This is a genomic window from Gordonia namibiensis NBRC 108229 (assembly GCF_000298235.1).
Taxonomy (GTDB): Bacteria; Actinomycetota; Actinomycetes; order Mycobacteriales; family Mycobacteriaceae; genus Gordonia; species Gordonia namibiensis.
Window position 1 is genome coordinate 122111 of record NZ_BAHE01000020.1, and the last position, 25329, is coordinate 147439.

25 protein-coding genes and 3 tRNA genes are annotated in these 25329 nt (G+C 66.2%); 20 read left to right on the top strand and 8 right to left on the bottom strand.

Annotated features, from left to right (window positions below):
* Positions 1-105 precede the first annotated feature (105 nt).
* Positions 106-1341: a hypothetical protein gene (locus tag GONAM_RS12580; protein WP_006867136.1), complete on the top strand. Its 1236-nt coding sequence runs from the start codon at positions 106-108 to the stop codon at positions 1339-1341.
* Here GONAM_RS12580 and GONAM_RS12585 read toward each other — a convergent pair.
* Positions 1315-1794 carry an acyl-CoA thioesterase gene (locus GONAM_RS12585; protein ID WP_006867137.1) on the bottom strand — a complete coding sequence of 160 codons (480 nt, stop codon included), beginning with the start codon at positions 1792-1794 and terminating at the stop codon, positions 1315-1317. The genes GONAM_RS12580 and GONAM_RS12585 overlap by 27 nt on opposite strands.
* A 204-nt stretch (positions 1795-1998) precedes the next feature.
* Here GONAM_RS12585 and GONAM_RS12590 point away from each other — a divergent pair, with 204 nt between their 5' ends.
* A complete protein-coding gene (locus GONAM_RS12590; protein WP_174310913.1) occupies positions 1999-2991 on the top strand; it encodes an alpha/beta hydrolase in 993 nt (330 codons plus the stop codon).
* Here GONAM_RS12590 and hisC read toward each other — a convergent pair.
* Entirely contained in the window at positions 2988-4055 is a 1068-nt protein-coding gene (hisC, locus tag GONAM_RS12595) for a histidinol-phosphate transaminase (RefSeq protein WP_006867139.1), read from the bottom strand. The genes GONAM_RS12590 and hisC overlap by 4 nt on opposite strands.
* 117 nt (positions 4056-4172) lie before the next feature.
* Here hisC and GONAM_RS12600 point away from each other — a divergent pair.
* Positions 4173-4264, top strand: a tRNA-Ser gene (locus GONAM_RS12600).
* Between the two features lie 36 nt (positions 4265-4300).
* Positions 4301-4373 (top strand) — tRNA-Arg (locus tag GONAM_RS12605).
* A gap of 60 nt (positions 4374-4433) precedes the next feature.
* Here GONAM_RS12605 and helR read toward each other — a convergent pair.
* Positions 4434-6614, bottom strand: a complete 2181-nt coding sequence (helR, locus tag GONAM_RS12610; RefSeq protein ID WP_083876420.1) for an RNA polymerase recycling motor ATPase HelR — start codon at positions 6612-6614, stop codon at positions 4434-4436.
* A 465-nt stretch (positions 6615-7079) separates the two neighbouring features.
* Between helR and GONAM_RS12615 the strand changes: the two genes are divergently transcribed.
* Positions 7080-7826 carry a hypothetical protein gene (locus GONAM_RS12615; RefSeq protein WP_006867141.1) on the top strand — a complete coding sequence of 249 codons (747 nt, stop codon included), beginning with the start codon at positions 7080-7082 and terminating at the stop codon, positions 7824-7826.
* Between the two features lie 61 nt (positions 7827-7887).
* Positions 7888-8538, top strand: a complete 651-nt coding sequence (locus GONAM_RS12620; protein ID WP_040536302.1) for a putative glycolipid-binding domain-containing protein — start codon at positions 7888-7890, stop codon at positions 8536-8538.
* 50 nt (positions 8539-8588) lie between these two features.
* Here the strand turns inward: GONAM_RS12620 and GONAM_RS12625 are convergent, their stop codons facing one another.
* A complete protein-coding gene (locus tag GONAM_RS12625; protein WP_040536305.1) occupies positions 8589-9563 on the bottom strand; it encodes a prephenate dehydrogenase in 975 nt (324 codons plus the stop codon).
* Positions 9564-9641: 78 nt separating this feature from the next.
* Between GONAM_RS12625 and GONAM_RS12630 the strand changes: the two genes are divergently transcribed.
* From GONAM_RS12630 to GONAM_RS12650, 5 genes are all read left to right on the top strand, one after another.
* Positions 9642-10184 carry a tRNA adenosine deaminase-associated protein gene (locus GONAM_RS12630; RefSeq protein WP_040536308.1) on the top strand — a complete coding sequence of 181 codons (543 nt, stop codon included), beginning with the start codon at positions 9642-9644 and terminating at the stop codon, positions 10182-10184.
* 10 nt (positions 10185-10194) lie between these two features.
* Entirely contained in the window at positions 10195-10659 is a 465-nt protein-coding gene (locus GONAM_RS12635) for a nucleoside deaminase (protein ID WP_006867145.1), read from the top strand.
* 120 nt (positions 10660-10779) lie between these two features.
* Complete coding sequence (locus GONAM_RS12640; protein ID WP_006867146.1) at positions 10780-11049, top strand: hypothetical protein; 270 nt, start codon at positions 10780-10782, stop codon at positions 11047-11049.
* Positions 11050-11220: 171 nt separating this feature from the next.
* Complete coding sequence (locus tag GONAM_RS12645) at positions 11221-11430, top strand: CsbD family protein (RefSeq protein WP_006867147.1); 210 nt, start codon at positions 11221-11223, stop codon at positions 11428-11430.
* A gap of 78 nt (positions 11431-11508) precedes the next feature.
* Positions 11509-11599, top strand: a tRNA-Ser gene (locus GONAM_RS12650).
* A 58-nt stretch (positions 11600-11657) separates the two neighbouring features.
* On the opposite strand, the gene GONAM_RS12655 is transcribed toward GONAM_RS12650, so the two are convergent.
* The 3 genes from GONAM_RS12655 to GONAM_RS12665 all read right to left on the bottom strand — a co-directional run bounded on the left by GONAM_RS12655 (position 11658) and on the right by GONAM_RS12665 (position 14890).
* Complete coding sequence (locus GONAM_RS12655; protein WP_006867148.1) at positions 11658-12392, bottom strand: gamma-glutamyl-gamma-aminobutyrate hydrolase family protein; 735 nt, start codon at positions 12390-12392, stop codon at positions 11658-11660.
* A 33-nt stretch (positions 12393-12425) separates the two neighbouring features.
* Positions 12426-13196 (bottom strand): SDR family NAD(P)-dependent oxidoreductase, encoded by a 771-nt coding sequence (locus tag GONAM_RS12660; RefSeq protein WP_006867149.1) that lies wholly within the window; start codon positions 13194-13196, stop codon positions 12426-12428.
* Positions 13197-13300: 104 nt separating this feature from the next.
* Positions 13301-14890, bottom strand: coding sequence for an APC family permease (locus GONAM_RS12665; RefSeq protein ID WP_006867150.1), 1590 nt, complete (start codon positions 14888-14890; stop codon positions 13301-13303).
* Between the two features lie 246 nt (positions 14891-15136).
* On the opposite strand from GONAM_RS12665, the gene glsA reads away from it, so the two are divergent.
* Positions 15137-16075 carry a glutaminase A gene (glsA, locus tag GONAM_RS12670; protein ID WP_006867151.1) on the top strand — a complete coding sequence of 313 codons (939 nt, stop codon included), beginning with the start codon at positions 15137-15139 and terminating at the stop codon, positions 16073-16075.
* 1 nt (position 16076) lies between these two features.
* Here glsA and GONAM_RS12675 read toward each other — a convergent pair whose 3' ends face one another.
* A complete protein-coding gene (locus GONAM_RS12675; protein WP_006867152.1) occupies positions 16077-16811 on the bottom strand; it encodes a FadR/GntR family transcriptional regulator in 735 nt (244 codons plus the stop codon).
* A 218-nt stretch (positions 16812-17029) separates the two neighbouring features.
* On the opposite strand from GONAM_RS12675, the gene GONAM_RS12680 reads away from it, so the two are divergent.
* Genes GONAM_RS12680 through GONAM_RS12715 form a run of 8 tightly spaced genes read left to right on the top strand, consistent with a single transcriptional unit; the run spans position 17030 to position 25217 of the window.
* Positions 17030-17758, top strand: a complete 729-nt coding sequence (locus GONAM_RS12680; RefSeq protein ID WP_006867153.1) for an SDR family NAD(P)-dependent oxidoreductase — start codon at positions 17030-17032, stop codon at positions 17756-17758.
* Positions 17752-19038 carry a YlbE family protein gene (locus GONAM_RS12685; RefSeq protein WP_006867154.1) on the top strand — a complete coding sequence of 429 codons (1287 nt, stop codon included), beginning with the start codon at positions 17752-17754 and terminating at the stop codon, positions 19036-19038. The genes GONAM_RS12680 and GONAM_RS12685 overlap by 7 nt, the downstream gene beginning before the upstream one ends.
* Positions 19035-19805, top strand: a complete 771-nt coding sequence (locus GONAM_RS12690) for an SDR family NAD(P)-dependent oxidoreductase (protein ID WP_006867155.1) — start codon at positions 19035-19037, stop codon at positions 19803-19805. The genes GONAM_RS12685 and GONAM_RS12690 overlap by 4 nt, the downstream gene beginning before the upstream one ends.
* Positions 19802-20854, top strand: coding sequence for a hypothetical protein (locus GONAM_RS12695; protein WP_006867156.1), 1053 nt, complete (start codon positions 19802-19804; stop codon positions 20852-20854). The genes GONAM_RS12690 and GONAM_RS12695 overlap by 4 nt, the downstream gene beginning before the upstream one ends.
* A 14-nt stretch (positions 20855-20868) precedes the next feature.
* The gene (locus GONAM_RS12700) at positions 20869-22140 is read left to right on the top strand and encodes a type I glutamate--ammonia ligase (RefSeq protein ID WP_157159159.1); all 1272 of its coding nucleotides are present in this window, start codon (positions 20869-20871) and stop codon (positions 22138-22140) included.
* A complete protein-coding gene (locus GONAM_RS12705) occupies positions 22140-23522 on the top strand; it encodes a glutamine synthetase family protein (RefSeq protein WP_006867158.1) in 1383 nt (460 codons plus the stop codon). Before GONAM_RS12700 ends, GONAM_RS12705 begins: the two co-directional genes overlap by 1 nt.
* Positions 23523-23556: 34 nt before the next feature.
* Positions 23557-24489: an alpha/beta hydrolase gene (locus tag GONAM_RS12710; protein WP_006867159.1), complete on the top strand. Its 933-nt coding sequence runs from the start codon at positions 23557-23559 to the stop codon at positions 24487-24489.
* Positions 24486-25217, top strand: a complete 732-nt coding sequence (locus GONAM_RS12715) for an SDR family NAD(P)-dependent oxidoreductase (RefSeq protein WP_006867160.1) — start codon at positions 24486-24488, stop codon at positions 25215-25217. The genes GONAM_RS12710 and GONAM_RS12715 overlap by 4 nt, the downstream gene beginning before the upstream one ends.
* The last annotated feature ends 112 nt before the right edge of the window (positions 25218-25329 follow it).

Here is a 25329-nt window from a genome sequence, read left to right on the forward strand (position 1 = left end):
AGGAGATCACGGTCACCCAGGGGTGTCCGGAACCGCGGGTAGCATCGGAACCGGTGTTTGCGGAAACGGGGGCGCACCGATTCTCCCAGGTAAGGCGGCAGTGGCATGGTCGAGTACGGCTCGAGAGGACAGGGGCGGATGCCTGCGCGCAGCAGCGAGCAGATCCGGGAGTGGTGCGACCGGTCGGCACTGCCGGGTGAGCGCCGCGAGCTGTCCGACACCGCCGCGCTGCTCGTCGCGGCCGGTTACCTGACTCCCGGGGGCCGCGCGATCGTGGTGCGGAGGATCTCGACGGGCCGACCGATGCCGACGGTCCCCGCCGGTTTCGGTGACCTGCGCCGCCTGCAGCGCGCGATCGTCCAGCTCGAACACCAGCTGTCCAACCCGGTCGTCCCGAGTGTCGTGGGCGCGGTCATGCGCAACCGGCTGAACGGTCTCCAGCGACGCCGCGACGACGCACGCAAGCACATCGTGACCGCCAAGGGCGTCCTCGCCTCCGGAACGCGAGCGATCCGCCGCGAGCGCCGCGAGAACATCTACCTCGAGATCGAGGAACGCGAACGGCTCTTCTCCGGCCTGCTGTGCACGCCGACCCCCAACGTGAACTCCTCGGGCTACGTCCGACGCGCGGGCACCGCGGCCATCGACCGCATCGCCGGCGTCGTCGGGCAGGTCGCCGCGAAGTCGGGCAACCCGCAGGCCGGGCAGTGGGCCGATCAGCTCCTGACCAACGGTCGCGACTCGGCGCAGGCAGGCGCCCCGCGGTCGGCGACCTTCGTCGACGGTTACGAGACCCTGCTGTTCATCGCCGGCCACTACTACGACCGCATCGTCGGCAATCCCGCGTGGCGGTCGGACCACTTCGAGGTGCAGCGCACCCAGGTCAACCTGCATGCCGAGCTGGCCGAGATCGCCGCCGACGTGATCGCCCTACGCGCGGTCCGCATCGACCTCGACCGCGCGAAGCGCAACGGCGGATTCGACCGCACCTTCGCGGCCCAGATAGACCAGCGTGAGACGACGCTCCGCCCGGTGTGGAGTGAACTCATCGATCGCGTCCAGGCCCTCGGCGAGGTCGCGCACGTCGTCGAGTCGGCGGCCGTCGAACTCCAGGTGCTCGCCGAGTACAACAAGGCGATGACCCTGGACGATCGCATCGACGCGCTGGTTGCGCGTTCGGGTGACCGGGAGATCTCGGTCGACAACGCCAAGCGTCTCAGCGAGCAGGTGCGCAGCGGTGAGGAGCAGCTTCGGATCTACCGGGATGTGTTGCAGGGCAACATCGCCCGGATCTCGCCGGCTGTACCGCGGGAGCTACCGGCCCGTTACGAGCCGTCGTGACCAGGCCTGGAGATAGTCCTTCTCGCCGGGGCTGAGGCGGCGGAGCGTGTGTTTCTCCACGTCGACGACGGCCATCTGGGTGCTCGCCACGCACGCCGGGCGGCTCGACGGGTCGGCGTGTGCACCCCGGATCTCGTAGCCGATGGTGAAGTCGACCGAGCGGAAGTTCTTAATCCACATGCCGATTCGCAGCGGCGAGTCGTCGTGTCGGAGTTGGGCCTGGTACCGGATGTCGACGTGGACGATCATCGCGCTGGTGATCAGCGGGGCGTACTCCTCACCGGCGCTGAGGAGCCATGCGATGCGCGCCTCTTCCATGAGGGTGACCATGCGCGCGTGGTTGATGTGCCCGAATGCGTCCATGTCCGACCACCGGACCCCGACCTCGGCGACGAACGCGTATCCGTCGTCGGCGAGCCCGCCGTCCTCGACATCGGTCTTCGCTGCGTTCATCGTCGACTTTCGCTCGGGGACAAAGAATGTGTGGCCCTTGGTATCGGATCGGCCACTTTCGGCACGTCTCGCCGTGCCGACCGGCAGGTAGTCTGACAGTCTAGATGTCCGCCACGTGTCCGGAATGTTCGGCGCGGAGCAGTTGTATGGCGAACGGTGACTTCCGGTGCGGTCGGGGTTCTGCCGGGTAGGGAGTTTGACGTGATATCGAGGCGTTTGATCGCGGGTCTCGCCAGTCTGGTGTTGACGGCTGCGCTGACCCCCGTGGTGGCCCAGGCGGCACCGCGCACGACCGAGCCGAAACCGGTCGCGCGTATCGCGAAGACCGTGAAGCTGAGTGCGCAGCGCACCGATGTCTGGGTGTACTCCCCGGCCATGAAGGACCGCATCCGCGTCTCCGTCCTCACCCCGCCAGGCGCAACGGGCCCGCGATCGACGGTGTACATGCTCGACGGTGCCGGCAACTACAAGGACGTCAGCGACTGGATCACCAAGGGCCGTGCCGGCCGGTTCTTCGCCGACAAGAACGTCAACGTGGTGCTCCCCGCCGGAGCGTCGGGCACCTTCTACACCGACTGGAAGCGCAAGGACGCGAAGCTCGGCAAGCCGATGTGGGAGACGTTCCTGACCAAGGAGCTGCCCCCGCTCGTCGACGAGCGGTTCAACGGCAACGGGCGCAACGCGATCATCGGTCTGTCGATGGGCGGGCAGGCGGCGTTCGCGCTCACCGTCCGGAACCCGGCGATGTACACCGGCGTCGCGTCGCTCAGCGGCTGTCCGCCGGTGTCGGGGCCGTTCAACGAGGCGTATGTGCGCTCGACGGTCGGCCGTGACGGCGGCGACGCGACCAACATGTGGGGACCGTTCGGCTCGGCCGGATGGCGCGCTCACGACCCGACTCACCATCTGGACAAACTCCGCGGGAAGAACATCTTCCTCTCCGCCGGGTCCGGGGCCATCGGTCCCCTGGACCTGCAGCGCCGGATCGACCCCGAAGAGGGCACCCGCGACGTCGTGACGGCTTCGTCGTCCGCGCTCGAACTGGGCGCCTACCGCTGCTCCCTCGAGTTCGCGGTCACCCTGCGCGCCGCACGCATCCCGTACACCGACGGCTTCCGGCTCATCGGTACCCACACCTGGGGTTACTGGGAGCGCGACCTCGCGGTCGCGTGGCCGACCATCGCGCGCGGTCTCTAGGCGCGGGGTCCGCCCCAGTTCTCGGCGAACGCCAAGAAGACGTCACCTTCGACGGCGTTGGTGACGGTCACGCGCACACCGTCACCGTCGAACGGTCGGATCACCACACCGGCGTCGACGCCGGCCTGCGCGAACTCCATCGCCGCGTCGCCCAGATCGAGCCAGACGAAGTTCGCTTGCGATTCGGGCACTCGGTAGCCGGCGGCTCGCAGCCGCTCGGTCACGCGGGCACGTTCGGCGACCACGGCGTCGGTCCGGGCGACGAGCTCGTCCGCGGCCTCGAGGCTCGCGAGCGCGGCCGCCTGGGCGACGCTGCTCACCGAGAAGGGCACGTGGACCTTGCCGAGCGCAGTGATGACCTCGGGGTCGGCGATCGCGTAACCGACGCGGAGACCGGCGAGGCCGTACGCCTTGGAGAAGGTGCGCAAGATCACGAGATTCGGGAACTCGCGACGCAGTTCGAGTGCGTCGTAGGCCTGGCTCTCCGGCAGGCGCAGGTACTCGAAGTACGCCTCGTCGAGCACGACGAGGATGTCCGACGGCACCTTCTGCAGGAACGCGCGGAGGTCGGCCGCCTCGACGACGGTGCCGGTCGGGTTGTTCGGATTGCACACGAACATCAACCGGGTCCGGTCGGTGACAGCCGCAGCCATCGCGTCGAGGTCGTAGGTGAGGTCGCCGGTCAGCGGCACCTGCACCGGCGTCGCCCCCGCCACCCGCGTGGCCAGCGGGTAGGTCTCGAACGAACGCCAACCGAAGACCACCTCGTCGCCGGGGCCGCTGGTGATGGTGATCAGGTTCTGACAGAGGATCACCGATCCGCAGCCCACCTGGACCTCGTCCTCGGTGACGCCGAGTTTCTTCGCGAGCGCTGCGGTGAGTTCGACGATGCCGTTGTCGGGGTAGCGGTTGACTCCGGCCGCGGCTGCGGCGATGGCGTCGACGACGCTCGGCAACGGACCCTCGGTGACCTCGTTGCTCGCGAGCTTCACGGCCCCGGGAAACGTCTTGCCCGGAACGTAGACGGGAAGGGTGTCGAGATCGGGGCGGATTCGCAGGCTCACCAGACCAATGTAGGCCGACCCGTCAGAGGGGCAAAAACCGGCTCTGACCAAACGGTTTGCTTGTGGACGCGGCGGGTGTGTAATCTTTCGTCCGGCAGTTCGAAAGGACTCCGCCAAGGAGGCGTGCCAGAGCGGCCGAATGGGACTCACTGCTAATGAGTTGTCTCGCTAAAACGGGACCGGAGGTTCAAATCCTCTCGCCTCCGCCACCGCAGTCGGCCGACGGCGGTACAACTGAATAACACGCGCCCGTAGCTCAACGGATAGAGCATCTGACTACGGATCAGAAGGTTTGGGGTTCGAATCCCTACGGGCGCACAGAGAGAAACCCGCCACCGGTGACCGGTGGCGGGTTTCTTCGTTCATTACCGAGGTGGTCTACGTCTCTGTGGTGAGTACCACCAATTCGTTCGTCGCCCGCGTCATCGCCACATATCGGTCCACGGCTCCTTCGATGCCCTCACCCAAGGACTCCGGATCGACCAGCACCACGAGATCGAACTCGAGTCCCTTGGCGAGGGTCGGGGTCAACGACCGGACCCGCTCGTTCCCGGCGTATCCCGGGTCGCCGATCACACAGACCGTGCCGTGGTCGTGCTCGGACAGCCAGCGGTCGACGACGGCCGCGAGCTCGGATCGTCGTCCGTACCGTACGGGCAGACCGCTACGGCGTACCGAGGTCGGGACGTTGGCGTCGGGCAGCGCGGCACGGATGACCGGTTCCGCGGCGGCCATGATCTCCTCGGGCGTCCGGTAGTTGATGGTCAGACCCGACAGGGCGACGTCGTCGAACCCGACCCGCCGCAACCGATCCGACCACGCCTCGGTGAACCCGTGGCGCGCCTGAGCACGGTCGCCGACCACCGTGAAGCTCTTCGACGGGCAGCGGCTGAGCAGCATCTGCCACTGCGCGTCGGTCAGCTCCTGTGCCTCGTCGACGACGATGTGCGCGAACGGTCCGGCCAGCGGGTCCGGCGTGCTCGTGTCGGCCACGACGCCGTCGTCGAGCGCGTTGCGCAGGTCCTCGCCGCGGAGCATCGTCATCAGGCCCTCACCGTCGTCGTGCACGCCGGCGGCGATCAGGTCGTCGACCACCTGACTCATGCGCTCGTGCTCGGTCTCCACGGCCGCGCGACTGCGGCGTCTGCGCAGGGCGGCTTCGGGGTCCCCGACCCGGCGACGTGCGGCGTCGAGCAGGGGGAGGTCGGCGTCGGTCCAGGCGTCGGGGACGTCGCGCTGCAGGGCACGCACCTCGTCCGGCGACAGCCATGGTGCACACCGGCGCAGGTAGGCGGGCACCGACCACAGGTCGCCGACGATGTCCGCCGGCTGCAGAACCGGCCACGCGCGATGGAACGTCGACGTGAGCTCCCGGTCGGTGGCCAGCGCCCGCCGCAGTGCGTGGAAGGGAACCTCGTCGTCGTGCTTGGCGGCGATGATCGCGACGAGTTCCTCCCACACCTCGTCGCGGCCGTCGTTGTGCGGCGTCCCCGGCTCGGGCACGTCGAAGGCCTCGGCCCAGTCCGCTGCCGTGAGAGTGACCTCGGCCCAGGGGGTTTCGACGACGAGCGGCGTCGTGGGTGGTTGTTCGTAGAAGGCGACCGCCGGCTCGACGGCCGTGACCATCCGCGCAGACGACTTCAGCTGTGCCACGCGTTCGTCGGATTCTGTTGTCGCCGCATCGCCTTCGACGACGAGGTCGGACAGGGTGCATGTCTGCACGCTCTCCTCACCGAGGCTCGGCAGCACATCGGCGACGTAGGCGAGGTACGGGCGGTGCGGACCGACGACGAGAAGTCCTCCACGGTTGCCGGCGAGGCGGGGGTCGGCGTAGACGAGATAGGCCGCCCGGTGCAGGGCCACCACCGTCTTGCCCGTGCCGGGGCCGCCGTCGACGACCAGCGCCCCGTGCGAACCGGCGCGGATGATCGCGTCCTGGTCGGCGGCGATCGTGCCCAGCACGTCCCGCATCCGCGGCGAACGAACTGCGCCGAGATCCGCGATGAACGCCGACTGGTCGTCGAGTGCGGCGTGACGATCGAGGACCGCTGGGTCGTCGACGAACACCTCATCCCAGTAGTCGGTGATGTGTCCGCGCGTCCACCGGTAGCGGCGTCGGCTGACCAGGCCTGCGGGATCGCGCAGCGTGGCGGCGAAAAACGGTGCCGCCGCGGGGGTGCGCCAGTCGACGAGCAGGGCCTCGCCGGTGGAGGCAGCCAGGCCGAGCCGGCCGATGTAGAGCACCTCACCGTCGGCACCGACGATGCGACCCAGACACGCTTCGAGGCTGAAACGCTGCAGCGCGCGTACGCGGGAGAGGGTTTCGTGGATCTCGAGATCACGGTCGAGGGCCCGGCGACCTCCGCCGCCCTCGGACCGGCGGAGTACATCGATCCGGTTGGTGGCGTCGGCGATGCTCTTGGCGAGACCGGCGGCGATGGTGGCGAAATGGCGCTCGTCGTCGGCGATGAGAGCGGGGTCGGCTTTGGCGGACAGTCTGGTCGGCAGGTCGAAGACGGTGCTGGGTTCGGGGGCGAGCGGGGCGGACGGCACGGACAAAGAGGCTCCGAGGGTGCGATGCGGGTGGGACTTCTGACAGGTGGGAAGGCGATTCTGCACCCCGCAGGGGGACTTGCGGCAAGGCCCCGTCCAGCGCTTATGGTGAAGAGGGAAGAACATTCGGACACCTGGTCCGTTCTGGATTCAGACGCGCCGATCGCATCTGTTGCACGGTGTTTCCAGATGTGTGAAGGTGTCATCAGTTCACTCGGTGAACGATTTCGGTGGGGCCTGTCAGGGGGCTGCCGCCCCCGGGTATGGGGGTAGGGGCGGCAGCGCGGCGTCGGTCGACGTGGATTCCGCAGGGACACCAAGCCTCAAGTGCCGCCTTCGATCTCATTCGGTCAACCGGTTTTGCTACGTACTGAGCCTCGCGTGACCTGCATTTCCAGACCGCGCGGGGTCACCGGAACAACGACCCGCCGTAAGGTCGAAGACAGACGACACTTCGACCGGAGGCCGACGATGGGACAGCCGTACAGCGGGCCGAACCGCGACGCCCGCGACCCGCGGGATCGCGGCAACGACCCGTACACGCAGACACCCGTGTCGCCGCAGCTGTACCCGCCACTCGGTTACGCCCCGGACGGCACCGCACTGTTCACCCCCGGCCAGCCGACGAACACCGAACTCCGGGCCGCCGAGCAGGCCGAGCGCGAACAGGCCCGCGCCGCCGCCGAGGCGGCAGCCGGGGCGGACGACGAGACCCGCATCCCGGAGGTGTCCACCACGTCGCTCATCGTCTGCCTCGGACTCGTCGTGCTGGTGGCGGTGGCGATCGTCGGGTTCAGCGGCATGTTCCGGAACGAGCCCACCGACCCGCCGCTCGCTGACCCGCCCACCCCGATCGACACGGTCCCGCTTCCGCGCACGTTCGAACCGCCGCGGTTGACACCCGAGGGTCCCGGCCGGTCGGCGCCCGGCGGACCCGACCAGCGCGTCAACCCGCAGGACAAGCCGGTGATTTACGAGGTCGCCATCGACGGCCAGGCGACCATCCTCTACGTCGACGCGATGGGTCTGCGGTCGGAGTTCGCGCCGTCGAATCCGTGGAGCGTCGAGTTCACCGGCAGCGACAATCCGTTGCGCCTGCTCGTGATCGCCGGGACGGGGAGCGGCGCCAAGTGTTCGATCACCGTCGACGGCAAAGTGGTCGTCGAGGACACCGTGACGGCGTCGTCGGCCCGGCGGACCGCCTCCTGTATTGCCTGACCGGCTGTGATGGGTGTCTCCGCGGTCGTCCACTTGGTGGAGTGACCAGCACGTCCGATGTGTGATCGGCCCGTCGGCTCGCTACCGTAGTCGTGTGAGTTCCCCGCAGACAGCCCCCGACAGTGGGCAGTCCTCCGCCTCCACGGACGAGTTCAAGACAGTGCTGACGTGGCGTGGTGAGGACACCGATCGACTCGAACAGGTGCGCTTGGTGGTCTCCGGCACGCGCGTGAAGGCCTACGGCCGGATCATCGCCGCCGAGACCGACGACCACGAGGCCTTCTCGGCGTCGTACGAGTTGCAGACCACGGAGTCCGGCGTCACCAAACGCCTCACCGTGCATCTCATCTGCGAAGCGGGGGAGACCCAGTTCGGCATCACCCGCGACAACGAGGGCACCTGGCTCATCCGGCGCCCCGACGGCGAGATCATCCAGTCGGACTTCGACGGTGCCGAGGACGTCGACCTCGCACTGTCGCCGATGTTCAACGCGCTCCCGCTGCGCCGCAAGGCGCTGACCGCGGCAGACGGGGCCGTCGACGTCCCGGTCGTGTACATGTACCTGCCGAGCGGCGAGGTCAAGGCGGCGACGATGTCCTACACCGCCACCGCAAACGGCATCGACCTCGTGTCGCCGCTGGCGACCACCACGATCACGCTGGACGAGAACGGCTTCGTCGCCGACTACCCGGGACTCGCCCGCCGGGTCTAACCCACCCAGACCCGGCTGTTGGTCCAACCCACCCAGACCCGGCTGTTGGTCTAACCCACCCAGACCCTCCCCTGATGGGCCTGGCGGCGGAGTTCCTCCTGCCAGCCCGGCTCGCCGACGGTCACCCCGCTGATCGGTTCCGGCTCGCCCTCGTGCAGCCGCTCGTAGGCGACGCGTGCGCGATGTCCGTCGTCGACCAGGATCTCCGCAGTTCCGTGGTCGCGCAGCTCGTCGCGCGCGGCGATCAACCGGTCGATGGTCTCGCTGAGCACGTTCAGGACGGCGACGCCGTTGGCCTCGATCATCGCCCGCTGCAGCGCGGGTGCGGTTCCGGCGACCCGGGTCCCGTCGCGGAAACTGCCGGCCGCCAGACGCAGGGCGAGGTCGCTCTCGCCGGCGCCGACCGCAGCGGTCGCGGCCGCCGTGAGATGCGGCATGTGCGAGATCGCGGCAACGGCTCGATCGTGGGCGTCGGGCGCCACCGGCACCACCTGCGAGCCCGCCAGCAGGGCGATCGATGCGACGGCCAGCCAGTCGTCGGCGTCGCTGTGGTCGGTCGTGGTGACCGCCCACATCGCTCCTCGGAACAGCGTCGGATCGGTCGCCGACCAGCCGGACCGGCTTGTCCCGGCCATCGGATGTCCGCCGACGTAGCGCGCACCGGGATGCGCGCGCGCGATCACCTTCTCGACTTCCTGCTTGACGCTGATGACGTCGGTCAGCAACGCGCCCGGCGCATGTTCGGCGATGGCCGAGACAATCGGCTCGATGGTCGTGACCGGCGTCGCGAGCACCACGACGGCGTCGGACTCGGCCGCCCGGCGCAGGGTTGCGACGAGATCCGTCGACGCCTGGTACCCGTCCGCAGTCGCTGCATCGACGGTCGCTGACGAGCGGTTGTAGCCGAACGCCTCGTGGCCGGCGTCGTGCAGGACGCGCAGCAGCGAGCCACCGATCAGACCCAGACCCAGCACGCACACCGGCGGCGTGGGCGCAGAACGCGAGGACGACGAGTCAGCAGTCACGCTGACAACGTTCCCATACCCTGATCGATGCCCGTCCCGGGACTTGGGACTGCCGGTGATAGCGGCTACGGTTTCTCCATGGCCGGTGCCGGATTTGGGAAGTCGGGGTCGAACGCGCAAGACGTGGACGACGACATCGACGGTTTCGCCGTTGCGGTGGTCCGTGACGAGAGCGGATGGAAGGTCTCCGCGCTCAAGCCGTCGGCGCTCACCGATCTCGAGGACGCCGAGAGACAACTCCGCGAGCTCCGTTCCGCCGGTGCGGTCTTCGGCCTGCTCGACGTCGACGACGAGTTCTTCATCGTCATCCGTCCCGCGCCGGCGGGCGCTCGTCTGCTGCTCTCCGATGCCACCGCGGCGATCGACTACGACGTCGCGGCCGACGTCCTCGACGCCCTGAACCTCGACGTCCCGGACATCGACCCGGACGAGCTCGACACCATCGACCCCTGGGAGGAAGGCGACCTCGCCGTCCTCGCCGACCTGGGCCTGCCCGACGCGGTCATGAGCATCATCGTCGGCGACACCGACCTCTACGCCGACGAACAGCTCGGCATGATCGCCGCCCGACTCGGCTTCGCCGACGAATTGGGCAAGGTTCTCGACTCTCTCGGACACTGACCGGCGCCCGATGAGCGCGCCCGCCTGGGAGAGCATGGTCCGCGCGGCACTCGACGCCGCGTCGTTGTCGGGAACCGACGACGTCCCGATCGGTGCCGTGGTCTTTGACCCCGAGGGCGTCGAACTCGCCCGCGCGGCCAACCGCCGGGAAGCCGACGGTGACCCGACCGCTCACGCCGAGGTTCTGGCCCTCCGTGCCGCCGCCCAGGCGTTCGGCGACGGCTGGCGACTCCCCGGGTGCACGATCGCGGTGACCGTCGAACCGTGCACGATGTGCGCCGGTGCGATCACGCTCTCCCGCGTCGATGCGCTCGTGTTCGGGGCGTGGGAGCCCAAGACCGGTGCGGTCGGGTCCCTGTGGGACGTCGTACGCGACCCGCGCCTCACGCATCGCCCCCAGGTGAAGGGCGGCGTCCTCGAGGACGAGTGCCGGGCGCTGATGGTCGACTTCTTCGCGGCCAAGCGCGAGCACTGAGGACGACGGCCGACGCGGACACAAAAAGATCGGGGAGATCTCAGGGTCGCGACCGATGGTCGGCGTCGTGCTGCTCTGGCAGATTGGACAGGTAGTCCCATCAGATCTCGAGGAGTAGCCATGTCCGACCCGGCCGACAAGGTCACCGCAGCCTTCGACACCGCCAAGTCCAAGATCAACGAACTGGCCGAGAGCGGCAAGGTGCAGGAAGCACTGGGCACCGCCCGCGACAAGATCGACGAGTTCGTCGAGAGCAAGCAGGTCCAGGATGCGCTCGGCACCGCCAAGGACAAGCTGAGCGAACTCGCCGAAAACGAGAAGGTCCAGGAGGCGGTGACCACGGCCAAGGACAAGATCACCGAGGTCGCCCAGAAGTTCGGCAACCGCTGATCTGATCGCCCTCTGACCTGCAATTTCTGCAGGTCGGTGAGCGTCTGTGGCACCGTGGAAACCAGGAGTCAGCTCCTGACGACCCCCGCGTCGAGCCACTGGCGCGACGGTCGCCGAGTTCTTCCACCTCGGCCGGCACCGGGCCGCGCCGAACCTCACCGAGGAGGCTTCATGGGAACCACTGACGACGCCAAGAACAAAGCCGAAGAGCTGAAGGGCCGTGGCAAGGAAGCTGCCGGCAGCCTCACCGACGATCAGGATCTGAAGAACGAGGGCAAGGGCGACAAGGCCCAGGCCCAGGGCAAGCAGAAGATCAGCGAGGCCGCCGACGCCGTCAAGGGCAAGGTCGACGACGTCAAGGACAAGCTCACCGGCCACTGAGGTGCCCGCTGCACCCGGTTTTATGGCTCTGACCAGCTGATTTAAGACTCACAGCCCTGCTGCGGTACAGTCTTTCGCGGTGGCGTGTCCGAGCGGCCGAAGGTGCAGCACTCGAAATGCTGTGTGCGGTAACCCCGTACCGAGGGTTCAAATCCCTCCGCCACCGCCATGAGAGTCGCCCCCTACCGAATGGGTAGGGGGCGACTTTCGTCTTACCGGGTCGACCGTCAGCCCGGGACCTGAGCTGAATCGCGGGCACATGACTTGGTGAAGCCCCGTAGCAAAGCGGCAGCGTGGTCGTCGACGTGCCAGAAGAGCTCGGGATGCCATTGGATCCCGACGACCATCCCGTCGCCGGTCTCGAATCCTTCGACGAGGCCGTCCGCGCTGTGGGCGGTTGGACGCAAGTCCGGGGCCAGGTCTCTGATGCCCTGGTGGTGCTGGCTGTTGACCTCGAGGTTTGTCTCCCCGGTCCACCGCGCGACCGCGCTGGTCTCATCGAGAGACACGCGATGCGCCGGACGGACCACCGAGTCCTCGCCGAGACGATGACGGACCGGCGTGGGGCGATCGCGAGCGAGGTCCTGCCAGAGCGTCCCTCCCATGGAGGCGTTGACGAGGTGGAATCCGCGGCAGATGGCGAGTACCGGCAGATCAGTTGCTCTGGCGCTCTGCACCGCCGCGATCTCGTTGAGATCGCGTGTCACATTGACACCCCACAGGGTGGGGTCGTCGCCGACGCCGCCGTAGATCGTCGGGTTGATGTCCCCGCCTCCCGAGATGATCAATCCGTCCACGTTGCGCATGACCGTATCCAGGTCGTCGTGGATGTGGCTGCTGGTGTCGAGGGCCAACGCCGTTGCCCCAGAGGCGTTGATGCCCTCGAACATCCGGCGCCAGTGAATAAGGATGGGCAGTTCGGCGATGCTGTAGGTCACCGCGATGACCGGGCGCTTCGACATGTCCCGTTTGCTCTCTTTCAACGAAGTTTGTGTTCAGAAGGCGTCGGCGTGCTCGGGAAGTGTTTGACCGCCGTCGACGACGAGGGTCTGACCGGTCACGAAGGCGGCCTCGTCGCTGCCGAAGTACATTACCGCCGCACCGATGTCGGTCGGCGTCCCGAGGCGTCGAGCCGGGATGGCCTCGACCATGCGCTCGATCGCCGACTCGCCCAGTCCATCGAGTCCTTCGGTGCGGACACTGCCCGGCAGGACGGCATTCACGGTCACGCCGGCGGGGGCCAGTTCCAAAGCGGCAGAACGCATGAAGCCCAGCTGGGCCGATTTGCTGGCGCTGTAGTGGCTGAGTCCCGAATAGCCGGTGAGCGGTCCGGTGATCGACGAGGTGATCACCACCCGACCGTTCGCTGACTCGGCGAGGGCCGCGGTACAGGCCTGGGTGGTGTAGATCGAACCAAAGGTGTTGACGGAGAACATCTGCTGGAGATCGTCGGCGGTGAGCTCATCGAGTTGTGCTTCCGGATAGATACCGGCGTTGGCACACACGATGTCGAGTCCACCGAGCAGGGAGACAGCCCGATTGGCCATGGATCGGCAGGAGGCTGGGTCCGCGACGTCGACCTCGATTGTGAAACAGCTCGGGCCGTAGCGCTCTTCGAGACGACGCCGGGTCGTCTCGAGTGCGGCCTGCTGACGACCGGCGATGGCGACACGGGCGCCGGCCTCGAGGAAGGTCGCGGCTATGCCTGCGCCGATCCCCCGGCTGCCTCCGGTGACGAGTACTTTCTTGGTGGACCAGTCGGTCATGAACGCAGAACTCCTTCGTGAATGCGTCGTGAAAGACACCAGCTCCGGGGCGCGAGCACTCGCAGTCCCAGAGCTGGTGTCGTAGAGAGAAGATCAGTTCGCTGTCACGGCTTGCTGATCGTGCCCGAGCGGTGGTCGGGCTCCGGATCGTCGTCGAGCACATGGCTGTCGACTGCGGGCAGGTCGTCGAAGACGGTGCTGCCGATTCGCGAATAAACGTCCGGGTGGGACTTCCGGAGATACAGGGCGGTCACCAGCGACCCGACGAAGAGGATGACGAGGATGAACGGGATCGCCTTGAACAGCAGCGTCTCCGACGCGGCGCCTGCTGCGGCCCGCATGTTGGTGCCCATCAGATAGATGACGAAGAGCATGCCGAGGGCACCGATGATCGGGCAGACCAGCGTCCGTAACCAATGTTTGGTCTCGGGGTGCTCGCCGCGGACGTGGAAGTAGACGATCGTGGAGATCGAGCACATCACCTGAACAATCAGCAGTGCCAGGGTCGCCATGATCCCGATCAGTACGAACATCACTCCGTAGGGATCGGAACCGGAGATCGCACAGACGAGGAGGAGGATTCCGGCGAACACGCTCTGGGTGAGCGAGGCGATCCACGGGGAATTGTGCGTCGGGTGCACGGCGCCGAGCTTGTGCGGCAAGATCCGGTCCCGCCCGAAGGCGAACAGGTAGCGGGCAGCGGAGTTGTGGATGGCCAGCGCACAGGCGAACGAACCGCCGATTGCCAGCCATTGGTATGCGTGCACGCTCCACGCACCGAGGTACTGCTCGCTCGGAGCATAGATCAAGGAGAACGGTTCATCGCCGGCCGAGAGTTCGACTGCCTTCTGGCCACCGTTGCCCGCGACGACGCCCCACGAGATGAACGTGTAGAACACTCCGATGCCGATCACGGCGATCAGTGTGGCGCGCGGGACGATCCGCTTGGGGTCCTTGGACTCCTCGCCGTAGATGGCGGTGGACTCGAATCCGACCCAGGACCAGAACGCCATCAGTAAGCCGAGGCCGACGACGCCACCGGGAACACCGTTGGTGCTGAGGGCTGTCGCAGGGTTCAGGGAGGTCAGCGACAATCCGTCGGGTGCGTTCATCAGCGATGCCACCGCCGTAGCCGTGAGCAGCGCGATCTCCAGGATGAGGACTAGGCCCAAGACCTTGGCGGCCAGGGAGATGTCCTTGTGCGAGAGCACCGCGATGACGACCAGGCAGGCAGCACCGTAGACGAGCCACGGCAGGTCGATGCCGAACTGAGACTCCACGGCCTGCTTCGCGAAGGCGGAGAAGATGCCGATCAGCGCCGCCTCCATGGTCATGTAGGTGAACATCGACAGCACCCCGGCAGGGAGACCGGCGATGCGGGTCCATCCTCGGGACACAAATGTGTAGAAGGCGCCCGCTGCGGTGATGTGTCGCGCCAGCGCGATGAAGCCGACGCTGAAGATGGTCAGCACGACCGTGGCGATGATGAAGCCCGCCGGCGCGCCGATCCCGTTACCGAAACCGACCGCGACCGGAAGGTTGCCAGTCATCGCGGTGACCGGCGCGGAGAACGCGACGACCATGAAAACGACACCGGCGAGGCCGAGAGCGCCCTTCTTCAGTTGCGGCGGGGTGGAAGTGGACGCAGATACGCCTGCTGGTGCAGGTCCGGTTCGGGCTGAATCGAGAGCCATCGCTCACCTTTCGAGATGCCGGGGTTGTGGGGGCCAACCGCAAGGCCTAAAGGACTAAAAGCAGGACCAGTAGACCACAGGAGAAGAGACTTGGACCACAGTTTCTGTGCCAATGTGTGTTGGCCAACTGGGACACGCCGGCAAATGTCGAGGTTAGAAAGGTCTATTGACTAGAGCTTTAAAGCAAACGTAACATCGTGCGCATTCTGAAGGTCCGGTCAGCAATGCCTCCGGAGGGGATTCGCCTTGGTTTCAGATCTCCTGATCAAACCCGCTCACGATGACGGCCTTCTGGCTGAATGGCTGGATGAGTCCATGGAAGCCGGGGCTTGCGCGGCCGAACGCGGTCGGGTGTCGACCCAGATACCGGCTTTGTCCGAAGTTGCGTCGACCCACTTCGGTATGGCGGTCGCCACGACGGACGGGCAGCTTGTGCATGCCGGAGACAGCGCCCGGCCGTTCTCGATCCAGAGTCTTTCGAAGCTCTTTGCGCTTTGTGCGCTGCTGGAGCACGATCCACGTGCCTGGACGCACGTCGGTTGGAACCCGACCAACGCGCAGTTCAACTCGGTCGCAGAGCTCGAGCGAAGCGGGGGGCGTCCGGCCAATCCGTTCGTCAATGCGGGGGCTCTGGTTGTCACCGACCTGTTGCTGGAGCGCTCGGGGGACGCGGTCGCGGCAACCCTGGACATCGTGCGAAGGGGGGCTTTCGGCCGCCCTGTAGTGGTGGATCAGGACGTCGCGATGGCAGAGATGATCACAGATCACCGGAACTCGGCCCTGGCGCATGTGCTCGCCGAGCATGGACGACTGAAGTGCGAGATCGAGCGGCTTCTGGCCCAGTACTGCCAGCAATGTGCGATCGCCGCCGATGTGCAGACCGTTGCTGCGGCGTCCCTGTTCCTCGCCGATCGTGCGACCACGTCGACGGATTTGGCGCCGGCCACCGTTCGTCGGATAAACGCTGTGCTGCTCACGTCCGGGATGTACGGGGCAGCAGGCGATATCGCATACCGCATCGGGCTGCCCGCCAAGAGTGGCATCGGCGGCGGAGTCGTCGCGGTGATGCCCGGACGTGGAACCGTCTGCGTGTGGAGTCCACCGCTCGACTCGGACGGCAACTCGGCAGGCGGCGTCGCGGCAATCGAACGATTCGCCGAACTCGCCGGGTGGTCCGTCTTCTGAGTCAGCGGCGCAGGTACGACTCCACCGTCGACCGGGTGGTGGTGATGTGTTCCTTCATCTTGTCACCAGCGGCATCGACATCCCGTTTGTCGATCGCCTCGACGATCACCTCGTGGAAGTCGTTGGCATTCGCCTCTAATCGCCCGAAAACGGCGCCCACGGGGAGCCACATCTTGCGGCGCGCATCGGCTACCGCATCGATCAACAGGTCGTTCTGGCTCGCGCGGGCGATCGTCAGATGGAAGGTGTTGTCCAGCGTCTGGAATTCGAAGACGTTGTGGGCCGTCTGATCCGCCATCGCGATCTCGAGTGCCTCGTCCATGGCGGAGAGCAGGCGCCGGAGTTCGCTGACGTCCGCGGCGCGACGTCGCTCGGCTGCGAGACGAGTGGCGGCCACCTCCACGGCGCTTCGATACTCGAAGGCATCACGAATCGCCTTCTTGTTCTTACGCATCTCGCGGCGGGTCTCGGTGGAGTCGTACTTCGGTGCCTGGACGGTGAATCCGCCTCCGCGACCGCGCCGGACCTCGATGAGGCCTTCCCGCTCGAGAACGTACAGGGCCGAGCGGACCGTCGTCCGCGACACCTGGAGCAGCTCGGTCAGTTCACGTTCGGTTGGCAGTCGGTCGCCCGGGCGGAATTGTCCCAGCTCGAGGGACCGCCTGATCTGATCGAGTACGAGTTCGTGTGCAGGAATCTGGCGGACTGGAACCAAGGATGCCTTGTCGGCGGTCATCTGCCACTCCCTTCGATTTGTCCCAGCGTAGCGCAATCACGGTGCCCGAAGCGTGGATTGTTAGACCTTTAGACCTCAAAGTCTCATCGCCCAGTTCGCGGGGCCGCCACGACATTCCGCAACCTGCTAATAGGTCTGAAAACTTGACCAATAGGCCTTTTGTGGTGACACTGATCTCATCCGAACGGAAAAGTAACCCGGAGCAGAAGGAGCCCTTCGTGGGGAACAAAGTCATAGTGACCGGCGGTGCCGGGGTCATCGGCCAGGCCATCTGCCATCGGCTGCGGGAGTCGGGGTACACCCCGGTCGCGGCGGATCTCAAGCCGGCCATCGATGCGCTCGATCCGAGCGCGGTCGAGGACGCAATGCTGACCGTGGAGATGGATGTCACCGAGCGTGACAGCGTGGACCGCGCCGTCGAGTCCGTACTCGATGAGGGCGAGACCTTGGCGGGACTCGTCAATTGCGCAGGTGTGCTGCGGGATTCGTTCCTCGGTGAGATCGACGAGGCGAAGCTGGAACTGATGTTCCAGGTGAACATCGCCGGCATGGCCCGCGTGACCGACGCGGTGGCACCGAGGCTGACCGAGGGGACCGCCATCGTCAACGTCGGTAGCCTCACCGGACACTTCGGACGTTTCCGTGGCGCTTCGGTGTACGGCGCGACGAAGGCTGGTATCGCCGCCTACACACGCTACGTGGCCGAGGAACTGGCCGAACGCGGCATCCGGGTGAACAATGTCGCGCCCGGTGTCATCCGTGCGCCCATGAGCGAGTCGATGGCCCGGGTCTCGGGAGGCGAGGAGAAGAGCGCCGCTCACGCCATGCTGAAGCGCATCGGTGAGCCGGAAGAAGTTGCGGAAGCCGTCGAGTTCCTGCTGTCTCCTCGGGCTTCGTTCATCACCGCGCAGACCCTGCTCGTCGACGGCGGTGTGGTCGCATGGTGAGTGCCGAGGCCACGGGCGGTGTTGCCGTTGCGCCGGGGTTGTCGATCGAGTCGGCGAACGCCGAAGCATTCGCGCGGTTGGATGCCGCGGACCCGTGGGTCGTCGACGTCGCGCCCGCGGGTGAGGTGCTGCCCGGTTACAAGAAGAACCTCGTCCTCACCTCCGGTGCCCCGATGGATTGGGAGGATTACACCGGCGGCCAGCGCGAGGCCTTGATCGGCGGCGCGCTGTTCGAAGGGCTGGCAACCACCCGGGAAGAGGCGATCAAGGGCTTCGCCGACGGCCGTATCGAGATCGGTGCGTGCCACGACTATGCCGCTGTCGGGTCCTTGGCCGGGATCTACACGGCCTCGATGCCGGTGTTCGTCGTCGAGAACCGCGCTCACGGCAACGTCGGCTTCTGCAACTTCTACGAAGGCAAGGAGCCGCGGCGCCTCAACTACGGCTGCTACGACGAGGGTGTTCACGAGCGCCTGTTGCACGTGAACTCAGTCTTGGCCCCGGTCGTGGGGGAAGCGATCCGTCGCAGTGGCGGGGTCGCTCTGAAGCCGCTCACTGCGCGGGCTCTCCGGATGGGGGACGAAGTGCACAGCCGTAATGCGGCAGCGTCGATCCTGTTCAGCCGGGAGATCTTGCCGGCGGTTCTGGAGATGGTGCGTGACGATTTTCCGGGTGTCCAGGAGACGATGCTGCACCTCGCGGAAAATGATTACTTCTTCCTCCGGTTGTCGATGGCCGCGGCGAAGGCATCCGCCGACGCCATGGTCGTAGAGGGCTCGACCCTCGTGTCCGCGATGGCCTTCAGTTGTCGCGGCTTCGCCATCAAGATCGCCGGTCTCGGCGACCAGTGGTTCGAGGGCCCGCCGCCCGTGCACGAGGGCAAGTTGTTCAAGGGTCACACCGAGGACGAGATCGCCTGGATGGGTGGTGAGAGCCCGATCACAGAGACCATCGGATTGGGAGGCTTCGCACAGGCCTGCGCGCTGTCGCTGCAGGACTATCAGGGAGGATCTCCCGACGTGATGATCGAACGCAATCGGGAGATGTACTCCATTGCCCACGGCGAGAACGGCACCTACCGAATTCCGCTGTTCTCGTTCCGCGGTACTCCCACCGGTGTCGACGCTCGCCTGGTGCTGGAGAAAGGCATCCTGCCGGTGATGGACGTCGGTCTGGCCGGTCGCGACGGTGGCCAGATCGGTGCCGGCGTGATCCGAGCACCGCGTGAGTGCTTCGAGCAGGCCATGACTGCCTTCGAAGCGAGGTACGGAACGCGATGAGCCCGGCGACCGCACACATCGCCCTGACCTTCTCGGGAAAGGGAGCCGTCGTGACCGGGGCGGCGTCGGGTATCGGCGCGGCCGTCACCGCACTGCTGCTCGACGCCGGGATCCGGACCTTGGCGCTGGACCTGCGCGAGCCCGAGCAGGTCAGCGGCCCACGTGCTCGCCTTCATGTGCCGTGTGCGGTCGACGTCCGCGATCGACGTGGGGTACAGGACGTCATTGACGAGCACGCCGGCGACGGGTTGAGCTACGTCGTCAACTGCGCCGGGATCATCGAGACAACCGGGTTCGGCGGGGTCGGGCAGGACCAATGGAGCCGCGCCCTGGACGTCAACCTGGCCGGCGCATACAACGTGATCGATGCCGCCACCACGCACCTTGCGGACTCCGGGGCCGGCGCGATCGTCAACATCAGCTCGATCGAGTCGCACCGGGTGGTTGCGCTGACCGATCCGGATCCGACACCGCAGTACGCGGCCTCGAAAGCCGGCCTGTCGATGCTCACGCGCACTGCGGCCCGCGCGCTGGCCGGCCGGGGTATCCGTGTGAACTCGATAGCGCCCGGATTCATCGCCACACCGATGGCGGCCGCGCACGGTGACACGACACAGCTGCCCGGGAGGCTTGCGTCCCGAGTGCCGGCAGGGCGTTTCGGCACACCGGACGAGATCGCGAGCGCGGCAGCGTTCTTGCTGAGCGACCAGTCTGCGTACACAACCGGTTCCGAGTTGCTGGTCGACGGCGGATTCGAGCTGACATGACACTGAAACAAGATGCTCCGGTGGTCGCCTACAGTGACTTCCTCGGACGCCCCGCCCGGGTCGGCTCATGGGAGGAACTGTCGCACGGGACGTTCAGGTCTGCGAAGGCGCGGATCGAAGCGGGCGACCACGAGGCGGCCGCCGACCTGCTCGAGGTGTCGCTCGAGGAGGCCGACGAGCTTCGTGACGTCTATGAACGTTGGCCCGCAGAGGTCACCGGGTGGCTCACCGGGCTGGGAGTCGATCCGGCCGCGCTGAGGCGCGAGATGGACCGGTTGCATTCGGTCATCGGTGACTCCGCCATGTCCGGTATCCAGGCAGAGTGGCCGGCCTACCGTGACGCGGCCCTCGACGCCGCCCGGAGATGCCGCGAAGGTGACAGCGACGCAGGTGAACTCGTCGACGAGGTACACGCCATCTGGCTCGGCATCCACGATCGTGCCGTCGACCGGGTCGCCGGCCACGTCGACATCGCTGTTCGGTTGTGCGGTGAGGACGTCCTCGGAGACCTCTGGGACTTCCTCATGGCCGATTGGTACGACGCTCATGAGCGGCGGTTCTCGCCGGCGAATCAGCCTTGGCGCGTGTCGGCGAATCAGTTGATGACCGCGATCGTCGACGGATTCCACGCGCACCTTGTGGGCCGGGACCGCCAGGGCGACATCGAGCTGATCGAGGAACCCGATCGGATCGGTTTCCGGTTCGCGCCGTGCGGGTCCGGTGGGCGGATGCTGGACGCCGAGATCACTGGCGGCACACCACGATCGGCCGCTCCCTACGGATTCGCGACCACGACACGCCCACACGACTGGGCGTGGAACGAGGTTGGGGTTTGTTCCTACTGCGTGCATTGCTGCCTGCTGAATGTGGTGATGCCGATCGACCGGATCGGTTTCCCCACCCGGGTCATCGACCCGCCGGTCTGGACCGGAACTGCGAGCGCGGCGACTGCCTGCACGTGGTGGGTGTATCGAGACCCGTCACTCATCCCCGACAGCGTGTACCACCGCGTCGGAAGACGCCCAGTAGACCGCGGAGGAAGGTCATGACGAAACTCAGGCCGATGACCCAGATCGAGGTCCCGGATTACGATCTCGGACTGCGGGGCAAGCTCGTTCGATCCGACAAGACGAAATCGGAGATGGCGTTCTGCACGATCGCATACGGGTTGTCCCTCGTGGACGACACCAGCGACACGCCGTTCAGCAACGCCGAGAACGGATACCCCGACGGTGTGGTCTTTGCCGACGAATCCACCCGTGTGCAATTGCCGTGGCGCCAGGGAACGGATGCGGTCGTCGCCGACTTCGTCGACGCGGACGGCCGGCGGTTCGGGCCCTCGGCGCGCGGCGTGCTGGTCGGGCTGATCGACGAATACAGCAAGCTGGGACTCGACCCCGTGCTCGGATACGAGTACGAGGTGTGGATCTTCCGCGAGACACCGGGCGCGGAGTTCCATGGGACCAACGGACTGACTCCCCTCGGCCGAACACACAACGCCTACAGCCTGACCCGCTCGGTCGAAGCCGATGAACTCGCCTCCGAGTACATCGACCGGATGACGCAGGTGGGCATCGACGTCGAGGCCTTCCACTCCGAACTGGGGCCCGGCTTCTTCGAGTTCGCGCTGGCACCCGCTCCGGCGAAGGAGGCTGCTGACGGTGCTGCCCGTGCGCGACAGTACCTACGCGACCTCTGCGCCGAACACGGGCTGCGTGCCAGTTTCATGGCCAAACCCTTCGGGGAGTTCTCCGGGGCCGGCGGGCACGTTCACTCCAGCCTCGTCCGCCACGGCGTCAACGTCATGGTCGACGAGCCGGGGAGGTTGTCCGAGATCGGATCGCGGTACCTCGCCGGTTTGCTGGAGACGATGACGGACTTCACCGTGTTGTTCAGTCCGTACGTCAACTCGTTCAAGCGCGCCGACCCGACGATGTTCGTCGGTGACCGCTCCTTCTGGGGGAGCGACGACCGGAACGCGACCTGCCGTGCGCTTCTGGGGAGCACGAAGGCGGCGCGAATCGAGCATCGGCGTCCGGGAGCCGACGCCAACCCGTACGTGGTGGCCGCTGCGCTGCTCGCCGGTGGTCTGGTTGGGCTCCAGGATCAGTTGATCCTGCCCGATGCCGGTGCTGCCGAGGCGGCTGCGCTTCCCGACAACCTCGGTGATGCGATCACCGCGCTCGAGACCTCGGGATACGCCGCTGAGGTGCTCGGCAAGCCGTTCGTCGAGGCCTTCGCATCGACCCGTCGAGCGGAGTACGAGCGTTACCAGGCGTGGATGCGCACTTTCATCACCCCGTGGGAACTACAACGACATCTGGAGCACCAGTGATGCATACCGGAATCCTTACCATCGAAGAGTTCGATGCGTACGTCGCCGATGGCGCGATCGACACGGTCATCTGCGCGGCACCCGACCCCTACGGCCGGACGGTCGGTAAGCGTCTGACGGTCAACGCTTTTCGGTCGCTGTGTCTAAAGGGCGGCGGGGTCAATGCGAGCAGTTTCGTGTTCGCGGTCGATCTGGAGATGAACCCGCTCGACCTGCCTGTGTCCAACGCCGCCAACGGATGGGCTGACATCCGCCTGGTACCGGACATCGCGACCCTGCGCCGTGTGCCGTGGGAACCCAACTGCGCCATGGTCATCTGCGACGCCTACGAGAGCGAACGGGACGAGCTGCTGTCGGTGGCACCGCGCACGATCCTCAAGAAACAGATCGCGCGAGCAACCGAGGAAGGGCTGGCGTTCCAGTTCGCGTCGGAGTTGGAGTTCTTCCTCTCCCAGACACCACCCCGCAAAGCGTGGGAACGCGGTTACCAGAATCTCGAGATGACGTCCGACTACAGGTCGGATTACCAGCTGATCCAATCCGCCCGCGACGACTGGTTCATCCGCCAGATCCGGAACATGATGCCCGCATTCGGAATCCCGATCGAGTCGTCAAAGCCGGAGTGGGGACTCGGTCAGCAGGAGGTGACGCTCGACTACTGCAGCGCCCTGGAAATGGCCGACCGGCACGTGCTCTTCAAGTATGGGGTCAAGCAACTCGCCAACCAGTCGGATCTGACCGTGACGTTCATGGCCAAACCAGACATCGACGAGGTCGGGTCTTCCTGTCATCTGCATGTGAGTATGTGGAGCACCGACGATTCGCCCGAGCCGTTGTGCTGGGCCGCGGACGGCGAGGGTGGAATGTCGAGGAAGTTCGGTTCGTTCGTCGCCGGCCAGTTGGAGCACGCGGCCGACATCGTGCTGCTGTTCGCTCCCACGATCAACTCCTACAAGCGGTTCCAACCGGATCAGTTCGCCGGCTCGGCGATTGCGCTCGGAGCTGACAACCGGTCCTGCGCCTTCCGGCTGGTGGGTGATGGACCGTCCTTCCGGGTCGAGAACCGGATTCCGGGCGCGGACGTCAATCCCTATTACGCCTACGCCGCCACCATCGCCGCGGGGCTCGACGGCATCGAGAAAGAGCTTCCGACACCCGCTGTGTTCGCCGGGAACGCCTGGGATGACACAAATCAGATCGAGACGGTTCCGACGTCCATGCATGCTGCGCTCGACAGGTTCGCCGAGTGCAAGATGCTGCGCGCTGCCTTCGGCGATGACCAGTTCGATCACCTGCTCGCCTCGTCACAGAACGAGCTGACCTCATTCGACTCCGGTGCGGTGACCGACTGGGAGAAGAAGCGCTACTACGAGCGCGTCTGATCCCGCACCCGGAAACCCTCGAGAAAGGACTGCAATGCCCCTCAATCCGATTGCACAGAAGATGATCGACGACTCGAAGGCCTCGGGGCGTCCCAACGCGCACCTGCTGCCGGTGGCGACCGCTCGTGAGAACTTCGAGGCCACGTTCGGCGCGCTCGAGAAGCCGTCGATCCATGCCACCCAGGACGTCGCGATCCCCACTCGCGATGGTGAGACGATCCGGGGTCGGTTGTACCTGCCCTCCGCTGCGAGCGATCTACCGCTCACGGTCTACTACCACGGTGGCGGATGGCTTCTCGGCAGCATCGACTCGCACGATGTCGCGACCCGACTGCTCGCGACGGCGTCGGACTCCGCGGTGCTGTCGGTGAACTACCGCCGCGGACCAGATCACCGATTCCCGACAGCTGTAAACGACGCGATCGACGCCCTCGAATGGGCGCGCGTGCCCGGGAGCCTGCCGGTCGATACCTCACGCGTGGCCGTCGCGGGTGACAGTGCCGGAGGCAATCTGGCTGCCGCGGTCGCGCTCGAGGTACGCGACCGGATGGCGCCGATCGCTCACCAGCTCCTCGTCTATCCGGTGACCACGTGCGATCTCGACAAGGGCTTCGACGACGAGTTCGAGGGCATCATGCTCGAACGCGATGAGATGCAGTGGCACCAGGACAATTATCTCCCCGGGGAGGACTGGGCCACAGATCAGCGTGTGGCGGTGCTCGATGCGAAGCTCGAGGGCCTCGTGGCCGCGACGGTGATCCTGGCGGAGTGTGACCCCATCCGGCCGCAGGGCGAGCTCTACGCGCAGGCGCTCCGCGACGCGGGTGTGCCGGTAGAAGTATTCGAGAGCGAAGGCCTCATCCACGGCTTCTTCGGCCTGGACCAGATCTTCCCGACCGCGTCCGAGGCGATGCAGTTCGCCGGCAACCGGCTTCGAGAGGCCTTCGCAGAGGGATCGGCCCGATGAGTCGTACCGCGCTGGTGACCGGCGCCGGAGGTGGCATCGGTCTCGCCACCGCGCTGCGGTTGGCAGCAGACGGCTGCCGGGTCGTGGCAACCGACATCAAGACGAGCCGGCCGGCCGAGTTGCCCGACGAGGTGCAGTACATACCGTTCGATCTGCGTTCCGGGGACCTGAACCAGTTGCTGGTCCCGTTCGACGACGGCAGTCTGGACTATCTCGTGAACGCAGCCGGAGTTGCCTTTTTCGATCGAGACGGTTCGGCGCTCGAGGCCGACGAATCGGTCTGGGACGTCACCCTCGGCGTCAATCTGCACGCAACGCGTGCCCTCATCGCGGCGGCCTTGCCCGCGATACGTAAGGGACAGGGCCGCAGCATCGTCAACGTCGCGAGCATTGCCGGGACGCGGGGCATGGATTCACCACTGGATGCCTATCAGGTGAGCAAGGCTGCGATCGTCTCGTTGTCCAGATCGCTTGCACTCCAGCTCGGGCCGGAGAACATCCGATGCAACACGGTCTGTCCGGGGTCGATCCTGACGCCGATGATCGAGCACCTCTATGTCGAGGACCCCTCCAGGCGCACCAACATGGAAGAGCGTACGCCGATGCGCAGGCTGGGATTCCCGGACGAGATCGCCGCGGCGATCGCTTTCCTCCTGTCGGACCAGGCTTCTTTCGTCACTGCCACGGATCTCGTCGTCGACGGTGGCTGGAGCGCACAGGTCAAATAGGTCGCCGGACAAGGCATTAAAGGCCCTTGACATACGTAATTAAGGCCTAAAGACTAGACCAATAGTCACGAGCCGCCGGAGATGTCGGCGTCAGACCATCAGCAGGGAGAAA